19 protein-coding genes, 1 tRNA gene and 1 riboswitch are annotated in these 20956 nt (G+C 73.0%); of the genes, 17 read left to right on the top strand and 3 right to left on the bottom strand.

Annotation, left to right across the window (positions count from 1 at the left end):
* Positions 1-14 precede the first annotated feature (14 nt).
* Both ACWCQK_RS01355 and ACWCQK_RS01350 read left to right on the top strand, forming a co-directional pair.
* Entirely contained in the window at positions 15-644 is a 630-nt protein-coding gene (locus ACWCQK_RS01355) for a helix-turn-helix domain-containing protein (RefSeq protein WP_451150576.1), read from the top strand.
* Positions 641-763, top strand: coding sequence for a DUF6126 family protein (locus ACWCQK_RS01350; RefSeq protein ID WP_451150574.1), 123 nt, complete (start codon positions 641-643; stop codon positions 761-763). Before ACWCQK_RS01355 ends, ACWCQK_RS01350 begins: the two co-directional genes overlap by 4 nt.
* A 28-nt stretch (positions 764-791) precedes the next feature.
* Here the strand turns inward: ACWCQK_RS01350 and ACWCQK_RS01345 are convergent, their stop codons facing one another.
* Positions 792-1589, bottom strand: a complete 798-nt coding sequence (locus ACWCQK_RS01345) for a tyrosine-protein phosphatase (RefSeq protein ID WP_451150572.1) — start codon at positions 1587-1589, stop codon at positions 792-794.
* A gap of 329 nt (positions 1590-1918) precedes the next feature.
* Between ACWCQK_RS01345 and ACWCQK_RS01340 the strand changes: the two genes are divergently transcribed.
* The 3 genes from ACWCQK_RS01340 to ACWCQK_RS01330 all read left to right on the top strand — a co-directional run bounded on the left by ACWCQK_RS01340 (position 1919) and on the right by ACWCQK_RS01330 (position 6392).
* Entirely contained in the window at positions 1919-3991 is a 2073-nt protein-coding gene (locus ACWCQK_RS01340) for an alpha-galactosidase (RefSeq protein ID WP_451150570.1), read from the top strand.
* Positions 3992-4295: 304 nt separating this feature from the next.
* Positions 4296-4452, top strand: a riboswitch (cyclic di-AMP (ydaO/yuaA leader).
* A gap of 4 nt (positions 4453-4456) precedes the next feature.
* The gene (locus ACWCQK_RS01335; RefSeq protein ID WP_451150568.1) at positions 4457-5443 is read left to right on the top strand and encodes a M23 family metallopeptidase; all 987 of its coding nucleotides are present in this window, start codon (positions 4457-4459) and stop codon (positions 5441-5443) included.
* Between the two features lie 163 nt (positions 5444-5606).
* Positions 5607-6392, top strand: coding sequence for an SGNH/GDSL hydrolase family protein (locus ACWCQK_RS01330; RefSeq protein ID WP_451151764.1), 786 nt, complete (start codon positions 5607-5609; stop codon positions 6390-6392).
* Between the two features lie 47 nt (positions 6393-6439).
* Here the strand turns inward: ACWCQK_RS01330 and ACWCQK_RS01325 are convergent, their stop codons facing one another.
* Together ACWCQK_RS01325 and ACWCQK_RS01320 are read right to left on the bottom strand one after the other, a co-directional pair.
* The gene (locus tag ACWCQK_RS01325) at positions 6440-7051 is read right to left on the bottom strand and encodes a TetR/AcrR family transcriptional regulator (protein ID WP_451150566.1); all 612 of its coding nucleotides are present in this window, start codon (positions 7049-7051) and stop codon (positions 6440-6442) included.
* A 36-nt stretch (positions 7052-7087) separates the two neighbouring features.
* A complete protein-coding gene (locus ACWCQK_RS01320) occupies positions 7088-8266 on the bottom strand; it encodes a Glu/Leu/Phe/Val dehydrogenase dimerization domain-containing protein (RefSeq protein WP_451150564.1) in 1179 nt (392 codons plus the stop codon).
* 208 nt (positions 8267-8474) lie between these two features.
* Here ACWCQK_RS01320 and ACWCQK_RS01315 point away from each other — a divergent pair, with 208 nt between their 5' ends.
* The 12 genes from ACWCQK_RS01315 to ACWCQK_RS01260 all read left to right on the top strand — a co-directional run bounded on the left by ACWCQK_RS01315 (position 8475) and on the right by ACWCQK_RS01260 (position 20758).
* A complete protein-coding gene (locus ACWCQK_RS01315) occupies positions 8475-9656 on the top strand; it encodes an MBL fold metallo-hydrolase (protein WP_451150562.1) in 1182 nt (393 codons plus the stop codon).
* A 702-nt stretch (positions 9657-10358) separates the two neighbouring features.
* Complete coding sequence (locus ACWCQK_RS01310; protein ID WP_451150560.1) at positions 10359-12875, top strand: ATP-binding protein; 2517 nt, start codon at positions 10359-10361, stop codon at positions 12873-12875.
* A 74-nt stretch (positions 12876-12949) separates the two neighbouring features.
* Positions 12950-13384: a roadblock/LC7 domain-containing protein gene (locus ACWCQK_RS01305; RefSeq protein ID WP_451150558.1), complete on the top strand. Its 435-nt coding sequence runs from the start codon at positions 12950-12952 to the stop codon at positions 13382-13384.
* Positions 13385-13386: 2 nt separating this feature from the next.
* The gene (locus ACWCQK_RS01300; RefSeq protein ID WP_451150556.1) at positions 13387-13758 is read left to right on the top strand and encodes a DUF742 domain-containing protein; all 372 of its coding nucleotides are present in this window, start codon (positions 13387-13389) and stop codon (positions 13756-13758) included.
* A complete protein-coding gene (locus ACWCQK_RS01295) occupies positions 13736-14356 on the top strand; it encodes a GTP-binding protein (protein WP_451150554.1) in 621 nt (206 codons plus the stop codon). Before ACWCQK_RS01300 ends, ACWCQK_RS01295 begins: the two co-directional genes overlap by 23 nt.
* Before the next feature lie 57 nt (positions 14357-14413).
* On the top strand, positions 14414-14983 hold the full coding sequence (locus tag ACWCQK_RS01290; protein WP_451150552.1) for a GAF domain-containing protein: 570 nt from the start codon (positions 14414-14416) through the stop codon (positions 14981-14983).
* A 299-nt stretch (positions 14984-15282) separates the two neighbouring features.
* A complete protein-coding gene (gene tdh / locus ACWCQK_RS01285) occupies positions 15283-16311 on the top strand; it encodes an L-threonine 3-dehydrogenase (RefSeq protein WP_451150550.1) in 1029 nt (342 codons plus the stop codon).
* Positions 16312-16348: 37 nt separating this feature from the next.
* Positions 16349-17548, top strand: coding sequence for a glycine C-acetyltransferase (locus ACWCQK_RS01280; RefSeq protein WP_451150548.1), 1200 nt, complete (start codon positions 16349-16351; stop codon positions 17546-17548).
* A 143-nt stretch (positions 17549-17691) separates the two neighbouring features.
* The gene (locus ACWCQK_RS01275; RefSeq protein WP_451150546.1) at positions 17692-18594 is read left to right on the top strand and encodes a LysR family transcriptional regulator; all 903 of its coding nucleotides are present in this window, start codon (positions 17692-17694) and stop codon (positions 18592-18594) included.
* 86 nt (positions 18595-18680) lie between these two features.
* A complete protein-coding gene (locus tag ACWCQK_RS01270) occupies positions 18681-19043 on the top strand; it encodes an MmcQ/YjbR family DNA-binding protein (protein ID WP_451150544.1) in 363 nt (120 codons plus the stop codon).
* A 49-nt stretch (positions 19044-19092) separates the two neighbouring features.
* Positions 19093-20460 carry an MFS transporter gene (locus tag ACWCQK_RS01265; protein WP_451150542.1) on the top strand — a complete coding sequence of 456 codons (1368 nt, stop codon included), beginning with the start codon at positions 19093-19095 and terminating at the stop codon, positions 20458-20460.
* Between the two features lie 224 nt (positions 20461-20684).
* A tRNA-Pro gene (locus tag ACWCQK_RS01260) sits at positions 20685-20758 on the top strand.
* Positions 20759-20956: the final 198 nt, after the last annotated feature.

Raw genomic sequence — 20956 nt, 5'->3', positions numbered from 1 at the left:
GGCTCAATGGAGGCATGACCTCCTCCGACGCCGTGCCCGAGTCACCGCTCGGGCAGGCCGACACCCTGCCGGCGGTGGCGCCGCAGCTGCGCGACCTGCGCAAGAGGGCCTCCCTGACCCTGGAGGCGGCGGCCCGCGCCGCCGGGCTGTCGCCCGCCCACCTCTCCCGTCTGGAGACCGGACAGCGCCAGCCCTCGCTGCCGATGCTGCTCGCGCTCGCCCGTATCTACAGTACGACGGTCTCGGCACTGCTCGGCGAGACGGTCCCCGACCGGGACGCCGTCCTGCGGGCCGGTGACATGGAGCCGACCCTGGCGGGCGGCTGGACCTACCGCCAGGCCGGGTCGCCGGGACGCGGGATGCAGGCCCTGCGGGTGCACGTGCCCCACGGCTCCCAGGGCGACATCGTGCGCGTGCACCCCGGCGAGGAGTGGCTGTACGTCCTCGCCGGACGGCTGCGGCTGCGCCTGGGCGACGCCACGCACCTGCTGGAACCGGGCGACAGCGCGCACTTCGACTCGCTGACCCCGCACCGCATCGCCGCACAGGATCCGGAAGGTCTGGAGCTCCTGTTCGTCCACACCCTGTTGCAGAGCCCGACGGCCGCGCTGTGCCTCGGCCCGACCCCTGGAGTGACGCCATGAGCGACATGGAGGAGAAGTTCCCCCGTTCCCTCTGGATCCGGCTGATCATCTACATCGCCGTGGGGCATGTCCTGGCGGCGTTCATCTGGCTGCTCTTCGAGGTCGGGGCCCAGCAGTAGGAGCCGCCGCGGGCCCGCGGGGACGGCGTCAGTCGAGCAGCCGCTCGCGCAGCCGCTCCCGGGTCCGCGGCGTCAGTCCGAGCCCCTGCTCCAGGTAGGCGTCGACGCCGCCCCAGGTCTCCTCGACGGTCTCGAGGGCCGCGCTCAGATACTCCGCGCGCGCGTCGAACAGGGGACTGAGCAACTCCATGACCTCGGGCGAGTACCCCGCCGAGGAGGAGCCGCTGCGGCGCACCTTGTACCGGCGGTGCTTGGCGTTGGACTCCAGGTAGTCGGCCAGGATCGCCTCGCGCTCCACGCCCAGGGCGAGCAGCGTCACGGCTATGGACAGTCCGGCGCGGTCCTTGCCCGCCGCGCAGTGCATCAGGGCGGGGACGCTGTCCTCGGCGAGCGAGTGCAGCACCTGCGAGTGCTCCCGGGTGCGCTCCCGGACGATCGTGCGGTAGGACGTGACCATCCGGTGTGCGGCCTTGCCGTCGCTGAGGAGACCGCGCAGCTGTTCGATCTCGCCGTCGCGGACCATCTTCCAGAACTCGGCGCCGTCGGCCGGGTCCGACAGCGGCAGGTTCACATTGCGCACGCCGGGCAGGTCGACGTCCGGGCCCTCCAGCTTCTGGTCCGCCGCGTTGCGGAAGTCGAAGACGGTGTGCAGTCCCAGGGAGGAGAGGAACGCGGCGTCCTCGTCGGTCGCGTGCGCGAGATGGCCGCTGCGGTAGAGCACGCCGTGCCGCACCCGCCGTCCGTCGACGGTGGGCAGCCCGCCCACGTCACGGAAGTTGCGCACTCCGGCCAGTTCGGGTTCGGTCGACGGGACCTGCTGCGTCAAGGGGGGCTCCTCCCGCTCGCCCCGGCGGCGCGGCTCGGCGGGTGGCCGACGGGGATGCGCTCTCGACGATACGACATGGATTCCTGGGGCAACGGGTCGTCCACAGGCGGGGCGGCCAGGGCGGACGCGGGCGCCGACTTGTCCACAGGCCGGGGCGAGGGCGGCGGCTCTCGGCGACGATCTGTCCATGGGCCCGCGCGGGTGCGGCGGTCCGTGGCGACGACTTGTCCGCTGGACATTGCCCGAGAGGCACCCAGACCTTGATGATGTTGGGGTCTGACCACACCTGTTGGTACCTGTTCACGTCTGTTCGACTCTGTGAGGCACTGATGCTGGAGATCGCGGGAAACGGCCGTACCTGGCTGCTGTCGGGACCGCAGAGCAGTTACGCCGTCCATCTCACCGAGGACGACGAACTTCTGCACCTGCATTGGGGCCCCAGGATCCGGCTCGCCGACGCGGAAGCCCTCGCGACCCGTCCGCTGCCCGACTACTGGCCCTTCGAGTCCCCGCTCGACGGACGCGAGGAGTACCCCGTCGAGGGCGGTGCCCGCTTCGTCCGGCCCGCCCTGTCCCTGCGCACCGACGAGCGGCGGGGCACCGAGTGGCGCTTCGACGGGTACGAGACCGAGGGCGAGGAGCTGCGGCTGCGGTTCCAGGACGCGGGGGTGGTGGTCACGCTGCACTACCGGACGCGTGACGACGTCGTCGAGCGCTGGACGACCCTGGACAACCAGGGGTCGGCGCCGCTGGAGGTGCTGCGCGCCGACTCCGCCGCCTGGACCCTGCCCGACCGGGACGGCTGGCGCCTGTCCCAGCTGCACGGCCGGTGGGCCGCCGAGTCCCGGCTGACGCGCTCCGACCTCACCTACGGCGAGCAGGTCATCGGCAGCCGCCGCGGCCACACCGGACACCAGCACCTGCCCTGGGTCGCGCTCGACACCGACGCCACCGAGGAACGCGGCGAGGTCTACGGCTGCGCGCTGGGCTGGTCGGGGTCCTGGCGGATAGCCGTGGCGCAACTCCCCGACGCGCGCGTGCAGATCACCGGCGGCGCGGGCTACGACGAATCGGGCCTGCTGCGGCTGGCGGCGGGGGAGTCCTTCACCACGCCGGTCTTCGCCGGTCTGTGGAGCGACGGCGGCTTCGGCGGCGCGAGTCGTGCCTGGCACGCCTACCAGCGGACGTACATCGTCCCGCTGGCGGACCAGGACCGGCCGGTGCTGTTCAACTCCTGGGAGGCCACCGAGTTCGACATCTCCGAGGAGCAGCAGCGGGCGCTGGCGCGGCACGCCGCCGGGATCGGCGTCGAGCTGTTCGTGGTCGACGACGGCTGGTTCGGAGCCCGCACCAGCGACCGGGCCGGGCTCGGCGACTGGACGCCGAACCCCGACCGCTTCCCGGCCGGCCTCAAGCCCCTCGCCGACGATGTGCACGCCCTCGGCATGCAGTTCGGGATCTGGGTCGAGCCCGAGATGGTCAACGCGGACAGCGACCTGTACCGGGCGCACCCCGACTGGGTGCAGTACCAGACGGGGCGAAAGCGGACGGAACTGCGTAATCAGCTCGTACTGAACCTCGCGCGCGAGGATGTCCAGGAGTACCTCTGGGAGCGGCTCGACACCCTCCTCAACAGTGCCCCGATCGACTACGTGAAGTGGGACTTCAACCGCTGCTTCACCGACGCCGGCTGGCCCGGCGAGCCCTATCCCCAGCGGCTGTGGGTCGACCACGTGCGCGCCCTGTACGCCTTGCTGGACCGGCTGCGGGCGGCCCATCCGGGCGTCGCCTTCGAGTCCTGCTCCGGCGGCGGCGGGCGGATCGACCTGGGGATCATGAGCCGTACGGACCAGGTGTGGACCTCCGACAACACCGATCCGCTCGACCGGCTGGCCATCCAGCACGGCTTCACCCAGATCCATCCCGCGCGGGTCATGGCCGCCTGGGTCACCGACAGCCCCAACGTCCAGCTCAACGGCCGCGCCAGCTCGCTGCGGTTCCGGTTCGTGAGCTCCATGGCCGGCGTGCTCGGCGTCGGCGGGGACCTCACCCGGTGGACCGAGGAGGAGCTCGCCGAGGCGGCGGACTGGGTCGCTCTCTACAAGGAGATCCGCCCGCTCGTGCAGCACGGCGACCTCTACCGGCTGCGGGCGCCGCAGGGCGGACTCAGCGCCGTGCAGTACGTCCGGGGGGACGAGACCGTCGTCCTCGCCTGCCTCCAGGCGCAGCGGTACGGCGAGCCCGTGCCCGCGCTGCGGCTGCGAGGGCTCGATCCGGAGGCTTCGTACAAATGCCATGAAACGGGCGAAGTTCACCGAGGTGCGGTGCTGCTGCATCACGGGATGCGTACGGGGCTGCGGGGCGACCTCGACGCGACGGTCATCCGTCTCCGTCGCGTCTGAGTGAAATGCCCGAATCGCGAATTTAGTTCTGAATCACTCCGGAATGGGGGAAGTTGTCGGGCGAGGCGTGAGGAGCGTCATACCGGTGACCGTGTGTCGCCCGGCATGTTCACGTAATTCAGGTGTTTTCCCAGGGAATCAGTGAATGAGGGGCGCGGGGATGACGGAGCGTGACCGGTAAATCCCGTCACGGATCAAGCAATTCGGGCACTTCCGGAAACGGACGCTTGTCCCCTCGCGTCTCACTCGCCTAACTTCCCCACCAATCCGGGCGGACGCCCAGTCCTGCCGGCGCCCGGTTCCCGCACACTCACCCGTGTCCGGCAGGAGCGGGGGACCCACAGGCATCACCGCCTGTTCCGGTCTCCGGAACAGGCTTGGGGTACAGCCGCGCGGCGAGCGCGGCCGGGCATCTCCAGCCCGCACCCGACAGCTCACCTCGCAGGCGCCGGAGAGGAATTCGTCATGCCCGCGAAGGGTAAGCACCGCCGCCCCAAGGCCCAGCGCTTCACACGCACGATCGCCGTCGCCGGAACCGGCGGCGCCGCACTCGCCCTTCCGCTCATGGGGGCCGTCGGCGCGCACGCGGCGACGCCCCAGATCCCCGCCGGGTCCGTCTCCGGACAGGCCGCGCAGTCCGCCCCGGTGGTCCACCAGCAGGTCGCCGAGAAGCAGTCCGTCGAGAAGAAGGCCGTCCAGAAGAAGACGGCCGACAAGGGCGCGGGTGCCCGGACCTACACGGTCCGTTCCGGCGACTACCTCTCGAAGATCGCCGACGCCCAGCACGTCAGCGGTGGCTGGCACCGGCTCTACCAGGACAACCGCGCGGCCGTCGGCGCCGACCCGTCGCTGATCCACCCGGGCCTGAAGCTCAGCATCGGCGCGAAGGCCCGCGCAGGGTCGGCTGTGGAGTCCTCGTCGGCGAAGTCGTCGTCCACGGACACCCCCTCCGTCCCGGCGCCCGACCTCGCGCTGGCCGCCGCCACCACCGACGGGGCTCCCGGCACGTCCGCCGGCACCGCGCCCAGCGCCTCCACCGGCACCGGTTACACCCTCCCGGTCGCCGGTGGCGCCGTCGGCACCGGCTACCGCGTGGCGGGCGGCATGTGGTCCAGCGGCTACCACACGGGCGTCGACTTCGTCGTCCCCACCGGTACCCCGCTCAAGGCCGTGGGCGCCGGCACCGTCGTCTCCGCGGGCTGGAGCGGCGCGTACGGCAACCAGGTCGTCATCAGGCTCGCCGACGGCTACTACGCCCAGTACGCCCACCTCTCCCAGCTCTCCGTCTGGGCCGGGCAGACCGTGGGCGAGGGCCGGCAGGTGGGTCTCTCGGGCGCGACGGGCAACGTGACCGGCCCGCACCTGCACTTCGAGATCCGCACCACGCCCGGCTACGGTTCCGACGTGGACCCGGTCGCCTACCTCCGCGCGCACGGCGTGGCCGTCGGCTGACCGGAGAGCCGTCGCCCCCGACGTCCTTATTCCCTGGTTGGCCAACTCTTTAGCAGTGGCTTATCTCACCGTCCGTCAACCCCTGCCTACGGTCGCGTAGGTCACATTCGAAGGGGAATCATGGGCCGATGTGGCAGACGATTCGAAGAGTGACAACAGATCAGTGATCGGGTCGTACGTGGCGCTGGGGGACAGCTTCACCGAGGGCGTCGGCGACCCCGGCCCCGACGGGGCGTTCGTCGGCTGGGCCGACCGGTTCGCGGTGCTTCTCGCGGACCGGCGGCCCGAGGGCGACTTCACGTACGCGAACCTCGCCGTGCGGGGCAAGCTGCTCGACCAGATCGTGGCCGACCAGCTTCCGCAGGCCGTCGAACTGGCGCCGGACCTGGTCTCCTTCTGCGCGGGCGGCAACGACATCCTCCGCCCCGGGACCGACCCCGACGAGGTGGCCGAGCGGTTCGAGCACGCGATCGCCGCGCTGACCGCCGTATCCGGCACGGTCATGGTGACGACCGGTTTCGACACCCGCGGTGTGCCCCTGCTCAAGCACCTGCGCGGCAAGATCGCGACCTACAACGGGCATGTCCGCGCCGTCGCGGACCGGTACGGCTGCCCGGTGCTCGACCTGTGGTCCCTGAAGTCCGTCCAGGACCGGCGGGCCTGGGACGGCGACCGGCTGCACCTCTCGCCCGAGGGGCACACGCGGGTGGCCCTGCGCGCGGGCCTGGCCCTCGGCCTGGACGTGCCGGCCGACCCGGAGCAGCTCTGGCCGGCGCTCCCGCCGCGCGGCACCCTCGAAGTCCGGCGCGACGACGTCCACTGGGCGCGCGAGTACCTGGTGCCGTGGATCGGACGCCGGCTGCGCGGAGAGTCCTCGGGTGACCACGTGACCGCCAAGGGCGCGCTGTCCCCGCACGACATCAAGGAGCGGATCGCGGCCGTGGCCTGAGCGGGCACGCGGTACGGAGGGGGCCGGTGTGCGCGCCGGCCCCACCGCTATGCCGTCAACGCCTCCCGGGCGAGCCCCAGTTCGCGGGCCAGCGCCTCGTCCACCCACTCCTGCGCGCGGGCCCGGGACACGGCACCGGCGTACGACGTCAGCTGTACGGCGAGCCCGTCGAGCAGCGCCGTCAGGCGCAGGGCCGTGCCGCCCGGGTCCGGGCAGACGAACTCGCCGCCCGCCACGCCGGCCGAGATGACCTCGGCGATGGCCGCCTTCCACTGCCGGTCGAGGTCCCGTGTGACCTCCTGCAGCGCGGGCTCGCGCAGGGCCACCGCCCAGCCCTCGATCCACAGCCGCCAGCCCTTGGCCTGTCCCGTGGGGGCGTACCAGCGCACGGCCGACCGCAGCCGCCGTACCGCCGTCGTACGGCGGCCGAGCAGCTTGCGCAGCTGAGCCAGGTCCTCCTCGGCGGCGTGGGTGAAGGCGGCGGCGACCAGCTTCTCCTTGGTCGAGAAGTGGTAGAGCACCAGCGCGTTGCTCACCCCGAGCGCCGAGGCCACGTCGGCGATCCTGACCGCCGCCACGCCCCGTGCCTCGATCTGCTCCACGGCGGCCCGCAGCAGCTCCTCCCGCCGCTGCGCCACGCTCAACCGGACTCTCGCCACCCGGTCACCCTAGTCGGTCGTCCCGGGCGGCACCGCTCACCGGTACCAGCCGAACCGCTCCGCGATCACCGGCAGCCGGTCCGCGACGATGGCGTGCGCCGCGGCCCGCGGGGTCGTCCCGTCGGCCTGCGCGCGGGTCAGCATCAGCTCCACCAGGTCACGCATCGAGCGGCGCGTGTACGCGAACGCCTCGTCGGCGTCCGGCCCGATGTCGCCGAAGAGCGTCCACCACCACCAGGCGTTCGTCCCGGAGTTGACCACGACGTCCGGCAGCACCGTCACCCCGCGCGCGGCCAGCAGTTCCTCCGCCTCCGGCAGGACCGGCATGTTGGCCGCCTCGACGATCCAGCGGGCCGTGATCCGCTCCTGGCCGGCGCTGTCGATCGCGTACGAGACGGCCGCCGGTACGAGCACCTCGGCGTCGGCGGACAGCCAGGCGTCGCCCGGCAGTTCACGGTCGGCCGGGCGCAGCACACCGCGGTCCACGGTCCCGTACGCGTCCCGTCCCGCGAGCAGCGCCTCCACGTCGAGCCCCGCCGGGTTGGCGATCGTGCCCTTGACGTCGGCGACGGCCACCACCGTCAGTCCCGCGCGGGTGAGGAAGCGGGCCGTGGCGCCGCCCATGGTGCCCAGCCCCTGCACGGCGACCCGCGTCCCCCGGTGGGGCACACCGGCCCGGTCCAGGGCCGCGAGCACCGACTCGGCGACGCCGCAGCCGCCGACGAGTTCGTCCAGGCCGATGCCGTCCACATCGGTCGCGAACGCGTCCGCGAGGCGCCGCCGGGCCGCGGCCTCGTCCTCCAGCAGCGGATAGACGGCCTGTACGGAGGAGACCAGACCGGCCTCGGCCGCGGCCCTGTCCACCAGGTCCTGGGTGAGGCCGAGATCCTCGCCGGTGGTCCACACGCTCTCGATGTACGGCCGCATGGCCCGCAGGTAGCGCACCAGGAGTCCGTACGCCCCGGGGTCGCGCGGGTCACAGTCGATGCCGCCCTTGGCGCCGCCGAGCGGGATGTACCGGCCCTCGGGGTTGTAGTGCAGGGCCTCCTTCATGGTCATGCCACGGGCGAGTCCGGCGATCTCGTCCCGGGTGCAGCCCTCGCGCATCCGCAGGCCGCCGCTGGAGACGCCGCGCACCAGCCGGTCGACGACCAGGAAGCCCTCGCGACCGGTGACGTGGTCGGTCCAGGTGAGCGACAGCAGGGGGGAGGTCATGCGGACTCCTGGGGAGCGGGGGTGCCGAAGCCGGCGAGTTACTGAATGATGAGTCAGTATCGGGAGGGCCCTCACGGCCTGTCAACGCGGCTCGGCGCGTGATGGCGGACACGCGAGCGGCCCGGCCGGACGGGAAGGGACGACCTGGATCCGGTGTTGTCGCAGGAGCCGACCATAATGGAACGCCCCGACCCCACCTGGAGGTGCCGTGACCGGTTTCCGTTCCCCGAGCTCCGGGCTCCGCGCACTGCGGCCCGCGGCCTTCGGCGCGGACCCGAGCGGTGAGCGCATGGCGCGCATCCGCAGATCACCCCACTTCAAGGACGGGGTCTTCCAGAACCCCGGCGGTGCCTCGCGGATCCGGCCCTCGGGCTCGGCGTCGACCCTGGCGAAGGCCTACTTCGACAAGGAGTCCAAGTCCCGCCGCGCCCCCAGCGGCACGATCCCGGTCCACGCCACCACCCTCGCCGACCTCGCCCGGCCGCCGGCCACCGGACTGCGGCTCACCTGGATGGGACACTCCAGCGTGCTCGCCGAGATCGACGGGCACCGGGTGCTGTTCGACCCGGTCTGGGGCGAGCGCTGTTCGCCGTTCGCCTTCGCCGGACCCAAGCGGCTGCACCCGGTGCCCGTGCCGCTGGCCGCGCTCGGCCCGGTCGATGTCGTCGTCATCTCCCACGACCACTACGACCATCTCGACCTGCCCACGATCAGGGAACTGGCCGGCACGGACACCCTGTTCGCCGTGCCGCTCGGGGTCGGCGCCCATCTGGAGCGCTGGGGTGTGTCCCCCGACCGGCTGCGCGAGCTGGACTGGCACGAGTCGACCAGGATCGGCGGGCTCACCCTGACCGCGACCCCGGCCCGCCACTTCTGCGGGCGTGGGCTGCGCAACACCCAGCACACGCTGTGGGCGTCCTGGGTCGTGGCCGGCGAGCGGCACCGGGTCTACCACAGCGGTGACACGGGTTACTTCGACGGCTTCAAGGACATCGGCGCGGACCACGGCCCGTTCGACGCCACGATGATCCAGATCGGCGCGTATTCGGAGTTCTGGCCCGACATCCACATGACACCGGAGGAAGGCGTCCGGGCCCACCTCGACCTCCAGTCCGGCGACCCGGCGGCCGGGGTCATGCTGCCGATCCACTGGGCCACCTTCAACCTGGCCCCGCATCCCTGGGCGGAGCCGGGCGAGGGCACGATGCGCGCCCTGCACGCGGCGGGTGCGAGGCTGGCGGCGCCGCGGGCCGGGGAGCCGTTCGAGCCGACCGAGGCGTCGCCCGCGAACCCGTGGTGGCGCGCCGTCGCGAAGCCGCCCGTCGAGGGCTGGCCGACCTGGCCGCCGGTCGCGTCGTCCGGTCCGGAACCGGCTCTCGCGGGGGAGTAGTTCGCGGGGGAGGCGGTGCACCGGGGGGCAAGGGAAGCCGGGCCGTAAAGGGGAGTCGGGGGAGCGAGCGAAGCCGGGGGAGTAGGGCAAGCCAGGGGAGCAGGGGGAGTCGGGGAGCGGCGGAGGCCGGTCCGGGGCGGCTTCCCTCGGCGGCCGCCGGGACCCCGTGCGCGGTGCACGCGGGGCGGTCGGGCGGTGTCGTCGTGTCGCGGGTGGCGTGTGGACGCCATCGCCGTCCAGGACGCCAGGGGCCGGGCACCGGTCTGCCGTTGCCACGCCGCAGTGGACCGTCGCGTGCCGCGCCTCGGTCGGGCCGTGTCCTGCCACGCCGCGGGCAGGCCGTGTCGCGCCGCCCCGCGGTCGAGCCGTCAGCCGGCACCTTACCGACAGTGACTGTTTTTGATCGGGTGAGACCGTTCACCACCCCTTCGGATGCCCTTCGCGAGCGGAGGTCTGAGGGGGTTATCGGTCTGTCGTACGACGCCTCATACCAGAGCGGGACGCTCGCCGTAGGACTTTGTCAACTGCCCACCGCACGTGATGCGGTGGCGACTACTGTGAGTGTCCGTCGGGCGACGCAGGGCCGAATTCCCGGTCTCTCGCGACCGGCACCGACAACGACAGCGACACCGCGATGGCGTATGCCCGAGCTGCGCACCCCGCGCGAGCAACCAGGCCCGACGGACCAGTACGAGGACACCGATGTCTCACCTCCGCGCACCGGCCGCACGAGCAGACCGCCGTGAGGGCGGCGGGCGGCACGGCCGGCCGGTATCCCGCACCGCCCCTCCGCTGCCCGAGACCCACATACGGTCCCAACTCCTGCGCCTCGCCGTGCTTCCGCCGGTCGCGGTCGCCCTCAGCGCGTGCGCGGCGATCCTGGTCACCGCCCGCACCGCCGGGGGGGAACACGGTCTCACCCTGTGGGCGGTGCTGACCGCGGCCCTCACGGTCACCGTCGCCGGCATCGTGATCGCCGCCGTGGCCGCCGACCGCGCCGCTCGCTCGGTGAACGACCGTGTCGGCGCACTGCGCCGCAGCAGCGCGCGCGGCGAGGCCGAACTGCGCGCCGTGGTGGAGGCGTTGCGCCGCGGGGAGAACGCGCCCCAGCGCAAGCCGCGCGGCGGCCCGCCCGCGGACGCCGACGACTTCGAACTGCTCGCCGCGGACCTGGCCCGCGCGCACGACGGCGCCGTCACCGCCGTCGTGCAGGCCGCCCAGCTGTCCAGCCAGACCGGCAGCGAGCAGAAGCTCGAAGTCTTCGTCAACCTCGCCCGGCGGCTCCAGTCACTCGTCCATCGCGAGATCTCGATCCTCGACGAGCTGGAGAACGAGATCGAGGACCCCGACCTGCTCAAGGGGCTCTTCCACGTCGACCACCTCGCCACCCGCATCCGCCGCCACGCCGAGAACCTCGCCGTGCTCGGCGGAGCGGTCTCACGCCGGCAGTGGAGCAACCCGGTCTCCATGACCGAGGTGCTGCGGTCCGCGATCGCCGAGGTCGAGCAGTACTCCCGGGTCAAGCTCGTCCCGCCGATCGACGGCGAGCTGCGCGGGCACGCCGTCGCCGACGTCATCCACCTGCTCGCCGAACTCGTCGAGAACGCCACGGTGTTCTCCGCGCCGCAGACCCAGGTGCTGATGCGCGTCAACCTCGTCACCTCCGGGCTCGCCGTCGAGGTGGAGGACCGCGGACTGGGCATGCCCGTCGAGGAACAGGGCCGGATGAACGCGCTGCTGGCCGACCCCGACCAGGTCAACGTCGCCCGGCTGCTGGCCGACGGCCGCATCGGACTGTTCGTGGTGTCCCAACTCGCCCGCCGGCACGGCATCAGGGTCCGTCTCCAGACCAACATCTACGGCGGGGTCCAGGCCGTCCTGGTCGTACCTCAGGCGCTGCTCGGCACGATGCCGGGCGCCGTCGGCGCGGTCGGTGCCGTACCGCCGGAGCAGGCGCCGCCGGACGGCGGGACAGGACCGCAACAGGCCCTGACGGACGGTTCGACGGGACCACAGCCGCGGGCCCGGGCGGCCGGCCCGGGCGGACCGCCCCCGCGCCCCGGCGCCGCGCCGTCGGGAGCCCGGCACCGCCAACCACGCGGCGGGGAGCAGGTCCAGGGCGCCCCGGCGCACGGCGGGGGACCGGCCACGCGGCCGGGGGACGGGAGTCCGGCACCGCTCCGGAACGGCGGGGGACCGGCACCGACCAGGAACGGCGGAGGTCCGGCACCGACCAGGACCGGTGGAGGTCCGGCACCGGCTCCGCCTCAGATCTCGGCTTCGGCCGCAGGCCCTCTGCCTCCCGCGCCGGGCGTCAGCGAGCCGGTCCGGATGGCCGCGACCGGCTCCACCACCCTGCCGGGGGTCGGCGGCTCGGTCCCCGTGTCGGGCATCAGCGGCCCGGTGCCGGTCTCCCGTCGTGGTGGTTCCCCTTCCTCCCCTTCCTCTTCCTCCACGACCCCGTCCGGCGCCGGGCCGTCCGACGCGGCGCCCGGCGGCGGTTCGGCCCCGCCGCTGAACGGCGGGACGCGCGCGACGACACCACCGAACGGCACCGCGTCGGCCCCGACCCCGCCGAACGGCGGCGAAGCGGTGCCGTTCGGGACCGGAGCCGGATCCGGACCGGTCGCTCTCCACACCGACGAGGGCCCCGCCGCGCAGCCCGACGGAGCCGCCCCCGCCCCCCTCCCCGTCCGCGGCCCGCGAGGGGAGCGGTCCACCCCCGCGTCGGCCGTCCCCGGGATCCGCCCCGACGAACGCCGGACCGTCGCGCAGAACACGGCCGGTGGCCTGCCCGCCCCGCGCAACGGCGCCGTGCGCGGCACCATGGGCAAGCCCCAGCTGCCCCGCCGCCGCGCTCAGGAGCACATCGCACCCCAGCTGCGCGGCGGCCCCGCGCCGCGCCAGGACACCGAGTTCGTCGCGGGACACGACCCCGGTCTGATGGCCGCCTTCCAACGGGGCGTCGGCCTCGCCGAGGCGCAGCAGAGCCTGGAGTCGGCGGCGCCCCCCGGCGCGTCCCTCAGCGACGTGGCGCTCGTGCCGACGCCGCCCCCCGCCGCCGTACCCCGGTCCTTCCTGGACACGACCGCCATAGCCCAGGCGTACCCCGCACACGCGCCCGCGTCCCCCGAGGCGCACGGCGCGCGCGACAGCCGGCCCGCTCCGGCACCCGACCACCACACCACCCGGCACGACGGGAGCGCACCAGCCGGATGACCACCTCCGCGCACACCCCCACGTCCACCCCCACCGCTCCCGCGGACCCTCGTACCCCAAGGAGTCGATCCACCATGGCGAGCGATGCGCCGACCGGTCAGGTATCCGATCTCGACTGGCTGATGAGCGGCCTCGTGCAGCGCGTGCCGCACACCACCAGTGCGGTCCTCCTCTCCTGCGACGGCCTCGTGAAGTCCGTCCACGGCCTCGACCACGACAGCGCCGACCACATGGCCGCCCTGGCCTCGGGCCTGTACTCCCTCGGGCGCAGCGCCGGTATCCGCTTCGGCGACGGCGGCGACGTACGGCAGGTGGTGGTCGAACTCGACTCGACCCTGCTGTTCGTGACCACCGCGGGCTCCGGTACGTGTCTCGCGGTGCTCGCCGGCCGCGAGGCCGACGCGGCGGTGCTCGGGTACGAGATGTCGATGCTGGTCAAGAGCGTCCGCCCGTACCTGGTGACCGCGCCCCGGCAGCACGCCGTCGAACCTCCGGTGATGAGGCGTTGAGCATGGCGACGGCCGGCGACGGGCCTTGGCTCGACGACGCGGCCGGACGGCTGGTGCGACCCTTCACGGTCAGCAACGGCCGCACCAGGCCGAGCATCGCGCTCGACCTGATCTCGCAGGTCAGGGCAACCGGAGTCACCCCCCTCGGCTATCTCGGCCCCGAGCACGCGCAGGCTCTCGCCCTGTCCCGCGCACCCGTCTCGGTGGCCGAGGTCGCCGCCCATCTGAAACTGCCGGCGGTGGTCACCAAGGTGCTGCTGTCCGACCTGGTCGACTGCGGGGTACTCACCACCAAGCCACCCGAGTTCCACCACAACCCCACCGACCGGGCCCTTCTGGAGGCAGTGCTCGATGGACTACGACGACAGCTCTGAGTACGCGGACCGACCCGACCCCTTCCCCACCGCGCTGAAGATCCTGGTGGCGGGCGGCTTCGGCGTCGGCAAGACGACCTTTGTCGGCACGGTGAGCGAGATCGCGCCGCTCAGCACGGAGGAACTGCTCACCACCGTCAGCGCCGCGACCGACAACCTCGACGGCATCGAGAACAAGGTCGAGACGACCGTGGCGATGGACTTCGGCCGCATCACCCTCGACCCGCAACACGTCCTGTACCTGTTCGGCACACCCGGACAGGAGCGGTTCTGGTTCATGTGGGACGAGCTCTCCGAGGGCGCGCTCGGCGCGGTCATCCTCGCCGACACCCGGCGCCTGGAGGAGTGCTTCGCGGCCGTCGACTTCTTCGAGGAGCGCGGCCTCGGCTTCATCGTGGCGATCAACGACTTCGACGGCGCCCACCGCTACGCCCCCGACGAGGTCCGCGCCGCGCTCGACCTCGGCCCCGCGATCCCCGTCGTGCGCTGCGACGCCCGGATCTCCGCCTCCGGCGTGCAGACCCTGCTGACCCTCGTACGCCATCTCATCGCCCATGCCCCGGCCGCCCCCGAGCCCAGCCGCGGCGCCCACATGTGACCCACACCGCCCACGGAGCCCGTAGATGACCCACGCCCGACCGGCCGGAGTCCGGCCATGAGCTACGACCCACCTCGCCTGGCGGGACGGCTGCTGCTCACCCCCGAGGACAAGGAGGCCCCCGCCCGTACCCGGCGGCTTCGCGGCCTGGGACTGGGGGAGCGGCCCGAACCCGCGCTGGACGCCTTCGCGGACCGCCTCGCCCACCTCACCGGGGCGCCGTACGCCATGGTCAACTTCATCGACGAGGACCGGCAGTTCTTCGCGGGCCTGCACCTCCCGGAGCTCCGCCGGGCCGTCCCGGCCGGCCGGCCCGAGGTCGGCCGCTGGCTGCCGCGCGACCACGGCTACTGCCCGCACGTCGTCGTCCGGCGCAAGGCGCTGGTGCTGGAGGACGTCCGCGACTACCCGCGGTTCGCCGGCAACCCGATCGTCTACGAGTACGGCATCCACTCCTATCTCGGCGCCCCGCTGCTCGACACCACCGGGATGGTGCTGGGCACCGTCTGCGTGGCCGACGCGGCGCCCCGGACCTGGGGCAGGACCGGGCTGGAGACGATCAAGTCGACGGCGGCGGAGCTGGCGGCCCGCCTGGAGCGGTGCGAGCGCGGCGGCCTCCCGCTCTGAGCGGACCGGGCCGGGCACGCGGGGGCCGGCCCCCGTCGGCCGGGCGGCTGGGCCGACAGGGGGACGCCCGGACTGGGCCGACCGGGGGACCGGACGGGCCCGGCGGACCGGGCCGCGGGGGCGTGCGGGTGCTGGCCGGACGGCCGGGCGTGAAGGAAAGCTGCGGTTCCGCTTAAGAAAACCTCGATGGCCAAGGGCCCCGCGGTACGGCAGATTGCTAGGCGATTCCACTCCTCTCCCCGGATACGGACGCCTTCGGCATTCCCGCGGCCGGGACCTCACCCACAGGAGCCGTACCGTTGAAGGCGCTGGTCAAGGAGAAGGCGGAGCCCGGGCTGTGGCTCACGGACGTCCCGGAGCCCGTCGTCGGGCCCGGTGACGTACTGATCAAGGTCCTGCGGACCGGCATCTGCGGCACCGACTTGCACATCCGGGCCTGGGACGGCTGGGCGCAGCAGGCCATCCGCACCCCGCTCGTGGTCGGGCACGAGTTCGTCGGCGAGGTCGTCGGGACCGGCCGCGACGTCACCGACATCAAGCCCGGCGACCGGGTCAGCGGCGAGGGCCACCTGGTGTGCGGCAAGTGCCGCAACTGCCTGGCCGGACGCCGCCACCTGTGCCGGGCGACCGTCGGTCTCGGCGTCGGCCGCGACGGGGCCTTCGCCGAGTACGTCGCCCTGCCCGCGTCCAACGTCTGGGTGCACCGCGTCCCGGTGGACCTCGACATCGCCGCGATCTTCGACCCGTTCGGCAACGCCGTGCACACCGCGTTGTCGTTCCCGCTGGTCGGCGAGGACGTACTGATCACCGGTGCCGGTCCGATCGGCCTGATGGCGGCTGCGGTGGCCCGGCACGCGGGCGCCCGGCACGTCATGGTGACGGACGTCAGCGAGGAGCGCCTGGAGCTCGCCCGCAAGATAGGCGTCAGCCTCGCGCTGAACGTCTCCGACGCCACCATCGCCGACGGCCAGCGCACCCTCGGCCTGCGCGAGGGCTTCGACATCGGCCTGGAGATGTCCGGCCGCCCCGAGGCCATGCGCGACATGATCGCCAACATGACGCACGGCGGCCGGATCGCCATGCTCGGCCTGCCGTCCCAGGAGTTCGCGGTCGACTGGGCCCGGATCGTCACCTCGATGATCACCATCAAGGGCATCTACGGCCGTGAGATGTTCGAGACCTGGTACGCGATGTCGGTGCTGCTGGAGGGCGGCCTCGACCTCGCCCCCGTGGTCACCGGCCGCTACGGCTACCGCGACTTCGAGGAGGCCTTCGCCGACGCGGCGAGCGGCCGCGGCGGCAAGATCATCCTCGACTGGACCGTCTGACGTCCTTCCGGCGCAAGCATTCCTAGGAGCTTTCCCCATGTTCGACTCCGTGCGTGACGACCTGCGCGCCACCCTCGACGAGATCCGCGCCGCCGGTCTGCACAAGCCCGAGCGTGTGATCGGCACCCCGCAGTCCGCGACCGTGAGCGTCACCGCGGGCGGCCGTCCCGGCGAGGTCCTCAACTTCTGCGCGAACAACTACCTCGGCCTCGCCGACCACCCGGAGGTGGTCGCCGCCGCCCACGAGGCGCTCGACCGCTGGGGCTACGGCATGGCGTCCGTGCGCTTCATCTGCGGTACGCAGGAGGTGCACAAGGAGCTGGAGGCGCGGCTGTCGGCGTTCCTCGGCCAGGAGGACACCATCCTGTACTCCTCCTGCTTCGACGCCAACGGCGGTGTCTTCGAGACGCTGCTCGGCGCCGAGGACGCGGTGATCTCCGACGCCCTCAACCACGCCTCGATCATCGACGGCATCCGCCTGTCCAAGGCCCGCCGCTTCCGCTACGCCAACCGCGACATGGCGGACCTGGAGCGGCAGTTGAAGGAGGCCGGTGAGGGCGGCGCGCGCCGCAAGCTCATCGTCACCGACGGCGTCTTCTCCATGGACGGCTACGTGGCCCCGCTGGCCGAGATCTGCGACCTCGCCGACCGGTACGACGCGATGGTCATGGTCGACGACTCGCACGCGGTCGGCTTCGTCGGCCCCGGCGGCCGCGGCACCCCCGAACTGCACGGCGTCATGGACCGCGTCGACATCATCACCGGCACCCTGGGCAAGGCCCTCGGCGGTGCCTCCGGCGGCTATGTCGCCGCCCGCGCGGAGATCGTCGCGCTGCTGCGCCAGCGCTCCCGCCCGTACCTCTTCTCCAACACCCTCGCCCCGGTGATCGCGGCGGCCTCCCTGAAGGTCCTCGACCTGCTGGAGTCGGCGGACGACCTGCGGATCCGGCTCGCCGAGAACACCGCCCTGTTCCGTCGCCGGATGACCGAGGAGGGCTTCGACGTCCTTCCCGGCGACCACGCCATCGCGCCGGTGATGATCGGCGACGCGTCCCGGGCGTCCCGCCTCGCGGAGCTGCTGCTGGAGCGCGGCGTGTACGTGATCGGCTTCTCCTACCCGGTCGTCCCGCAGGGCCAGGCCCGTATCCGCGTCCAGCTGTCCGCCGCGCACTCCACGGACGACGTGAACCGCGCGGTCGACGCCTTCGTGGCGGCGCGGGCCGAGCTGGAGGCCTGAGAGCGCGGCCCGGGGCGTGGCCGGGGGCCTGAGAGCACGGCCCCGGGCCGAGCCGGAGGCCTGAGAGCGGCGCCCCGGGCTCCCCGGCGGCGGGCAGGGGGCGCCTGATCAGCGCCATAGGGGTCATTTGAGAGAATCGACCCATGATCGAAGCGCGGCGGCTCCACATCCTCCGTGCGGTGGCCGACCACCGCACGGTGACGGCGGCTGCCGCCGCGCTGTATCTGACCCCCTCGGCGGTCTCCCAGCAGCTCGCCGCGCTGGAGCAGGAGACGGGTCACCGCCTGGTGGAGCGCAGCGCCAAGGGCGTACGGCTCACCCCGGCCGGCGAGATCCTGCTCGGCCACACCAACGTGGTCCTCGCCCAGCTGGAGCGGGCGGAGGCGGAACTGGCCGCCTACGGCTCGGGTGCGGCCGGCACGGTCACCGTCGCCGCCTTCGCCACCGGCATCGCCCAGGTCGTCGCGCCCGCGGTGGCCCGCCTCGCCATGGCGGCGCCCGGCATCCGCATCCGGGTCCAGGACGCCGAGGGCGACGCCAGCCTTCCCATGGTCCTGGACCGGCAGGTCGACGTGGCCGTCGCCGTGGAGTACCGGGGCGCCCCGGCCGCCGACGACCCCCGGCTGACCCATGTCCCGCTGTACGCGGAGCCCTTCGACGCGGTCGTCCCGGTCACCCACCGGCTCGCCGACGTTCCCGAGGTCCCCCTCGCGGAGCTCGCCAAGGACCCCTGGATCGGCCCCTATCCCGGCAACCCGTGCCATGACGTGGTCGTCCTGGCCTGCGAGAACGCCGGCTTCCAGCCCCGCCTGGAGCACTCCTCGGACGACTTCCGCGCGGTGGTGGCGCTGGCTTCGGCCGACGCCGGGGTGGCCCTGGTCCCGCGGTCGGCGCTGCGCGGCATGGACCTCACCGCGGTGGTGGTCCGCCCGGTCGACGGAGTGGCCCCCACCCGCCGCGTCTTCGCGGCCGTCCGCCGGGGGGCCGAGGAGCACCCCCTGATCCGCCCGGTGCTGGACGCGCTGGGCGAGGCGGCCCAACTCTGAGGCGCGGTCGTCCCCCTGTCCTGCCGGCGCGTGGGCGGCGCGCTCGCCCCGGGTGAGTGTCGGTGGCGGGCGCTAGCGTGCCTCTCATGCCGGATGCCGAAGACGTACGACGTGTCGCCCTGTCCCTGCCGGACACCTCGGAGAAGGTCGCCTGGAACATGCCCACGTTCCGGGTCGAGGGGAAGATGTTCGCCACACTGCCCGAGGACGAGACCTCCATCGCCGTGCGCTGCCCCAAGGAGGAGCGCGACGAACTGGTCCTGGCCGAGCCGGAGAAGTTCTGGATCGCCGGCCACGAGGCACAGTTCGCCTGGGTCAGGACCCGGCTCGCCGCGCTGGAGGACGAGGACGAACTGCGCGACATCCTCGCCGACTCCTGGCGCCAGGCGGCCCCGCCCGGCCTGCTGGAGACGTACCCGCGACTGGGCCGCCCGACGACGGACTCATGACCGCCGACGACAGCGCCGGCAGGCGTCGCCATCGCCGGTGCCGCGTGGCATGATCCGTCGGCGGGAGCGGGAGCGGGAGCGGGAGCACGGGGGGCTCGCGCGGGTCGTCGGGGAGGGCGAGCGGGTGTACGGCAAGGTGCGGCCGGTCTGGTCGCGGGACTTCGCGTTGTTCTTCGTCGCCCGCGCCGTCGCCCGGCTCGGCGACACCATGCTGCCGGTGGCCCTCGCCGCGGGTCTCCTCCAGCACGGGTACGGCGCGGGCGCGGTCGGTCTCGCCATGGCCGCGACGGCCGCCGCCTTCGCCGGGCTCGTCGTCTTCGGCGGAGTCGTCGCCGACCGCTTCAGCACCCGCAGACTCATGATCGGCGCCGACCTGGTGCGGCTGGGCACCCAGGCCCTGGCCGCCGCCCTGTTCTTCGCCGATCACGTGGTGCTCTGGGAGATCTGCGCGATCGGCTTCGCCAACGGCGTGGCGGGCGCCGTGTTCCAGCCGGGTGTCGCCAGTACCGTCCCCCGCCTGGCCACCGACATCCAGGGCGCGAACGGCGCCATACGCATCGCGGAGTCCGCCGCGCAGCTCGCCGGGCCCGCGCTGGCCGGTGTGCTCGTCGGCTTCGCCTCGCCGGGCGGGGTGTTCGCCGCCCATGCCGCCACGTACGCCGTGAGCGCCCTGTGCCTGCTGCTGATCCGCCTGCCCCCGCCGGCCCCGGGCGGCGCCGCGTCCGCACCCGGCTCCGGCACCTTCCGGACCGATCTCGTCGACGGCTGGCGGGAGTTCCGGGCCCGCACCTGGCTGTGGGCCGTCATCGCCGTCTGGTGTCTGTACATGGTCGCCGTATGGGGCCCGACCGTGCCGCTGGTGGCGACGGAGGTGGTGCAGCGGCACGGCCCCGGCGCCTACGGCCTGATCAACTCCGCCCTCGGCGCCGGCACCGTCGTCGGCGGTCTGCTCGCCCTGCGGCTGCGCCCCCGCCGGATGCTGCGGGCCGGAGCGGTCGCCCTGTTCGCCTTCGCCGGGTTCCCCGCCGCCGTCGGCGCCGGTCTGGGCATCTCCGCCATGGCGCTCGGGGCGGCGGTGGCCGGGGCGGGCATGTCGTTCTGGGGCGTGATGTGGGCGACCAGCGTGCAGACCCAGGTCCCGTCCGACGTCCTCAACCGCATCCACGCGTACGACGTCGCCGGTTCCCTGGCGATGATGCCCGTCGGCCAGGCCCTGGCCGGGCCCGCCGCCTCGGCCCTCGGCGCGGACCAGGTGCTTCTCGCGGCCGGAGTGGTCAGTCTCGTCGTCCCGGTCGCCCTGCTCGCCGTACCCGCGATCCGCGACCTGGTCCGCGCCGACGCCGTCAGGCCGGGCACCCCCGCCGTCCCCGGACCCGCCGCGGAACCGCGCAGCCCGTCGCCCTCCGAACACGGCTGACCTCACCCGCGTACCACCACCCGCCCGGCCACCGAGGTGCCCGGCACCAGGGGGATCACCGTGTGCATGGCCATGCGGGCGATCACGTCCCTACCGACGATCACCCCACCTCGACCGAACGTGAGGTCAAGAGGGCGCGAAGAAACGGGTGCGCGACCACCGACCCGAGTGCGGTATTGTTTCCCTGCGCGTTCGGCTTGGGGAAACCCCAGGTCAGAAGGCACCGGGACGTGGCGCAGCTTGGTAGCGCACTTGACTGGGGGTCAAGGGGTCGCAGGTTCAAATCCTGTCGTCCCGACGGTGTCGGACAGCGGGTCTGCCCATACGGGCGGGCCCGCTGTCCGCGTTCGCGCATCCTGTCGCGCGGGGCCCGTCCGGCGGGAAATTCGCTTGGACTCGTGGTGACGTCGCGGGACACTGCGATTCCTGGCCTGGTCCGTCGAGCGCGTCGGCACCGCCGCGAGCCGCGAGGGCCCCGTCGTCGTGATCACGAGGT

The organism is Streptomyces sp. NPDC002306 (assembly GCF_053593435.1).
The sequence above is the reverse complement of the archived record's forward strand: the minus strand, read 5'-3'. Positions and strand labels throughout refer to the sequence as shown.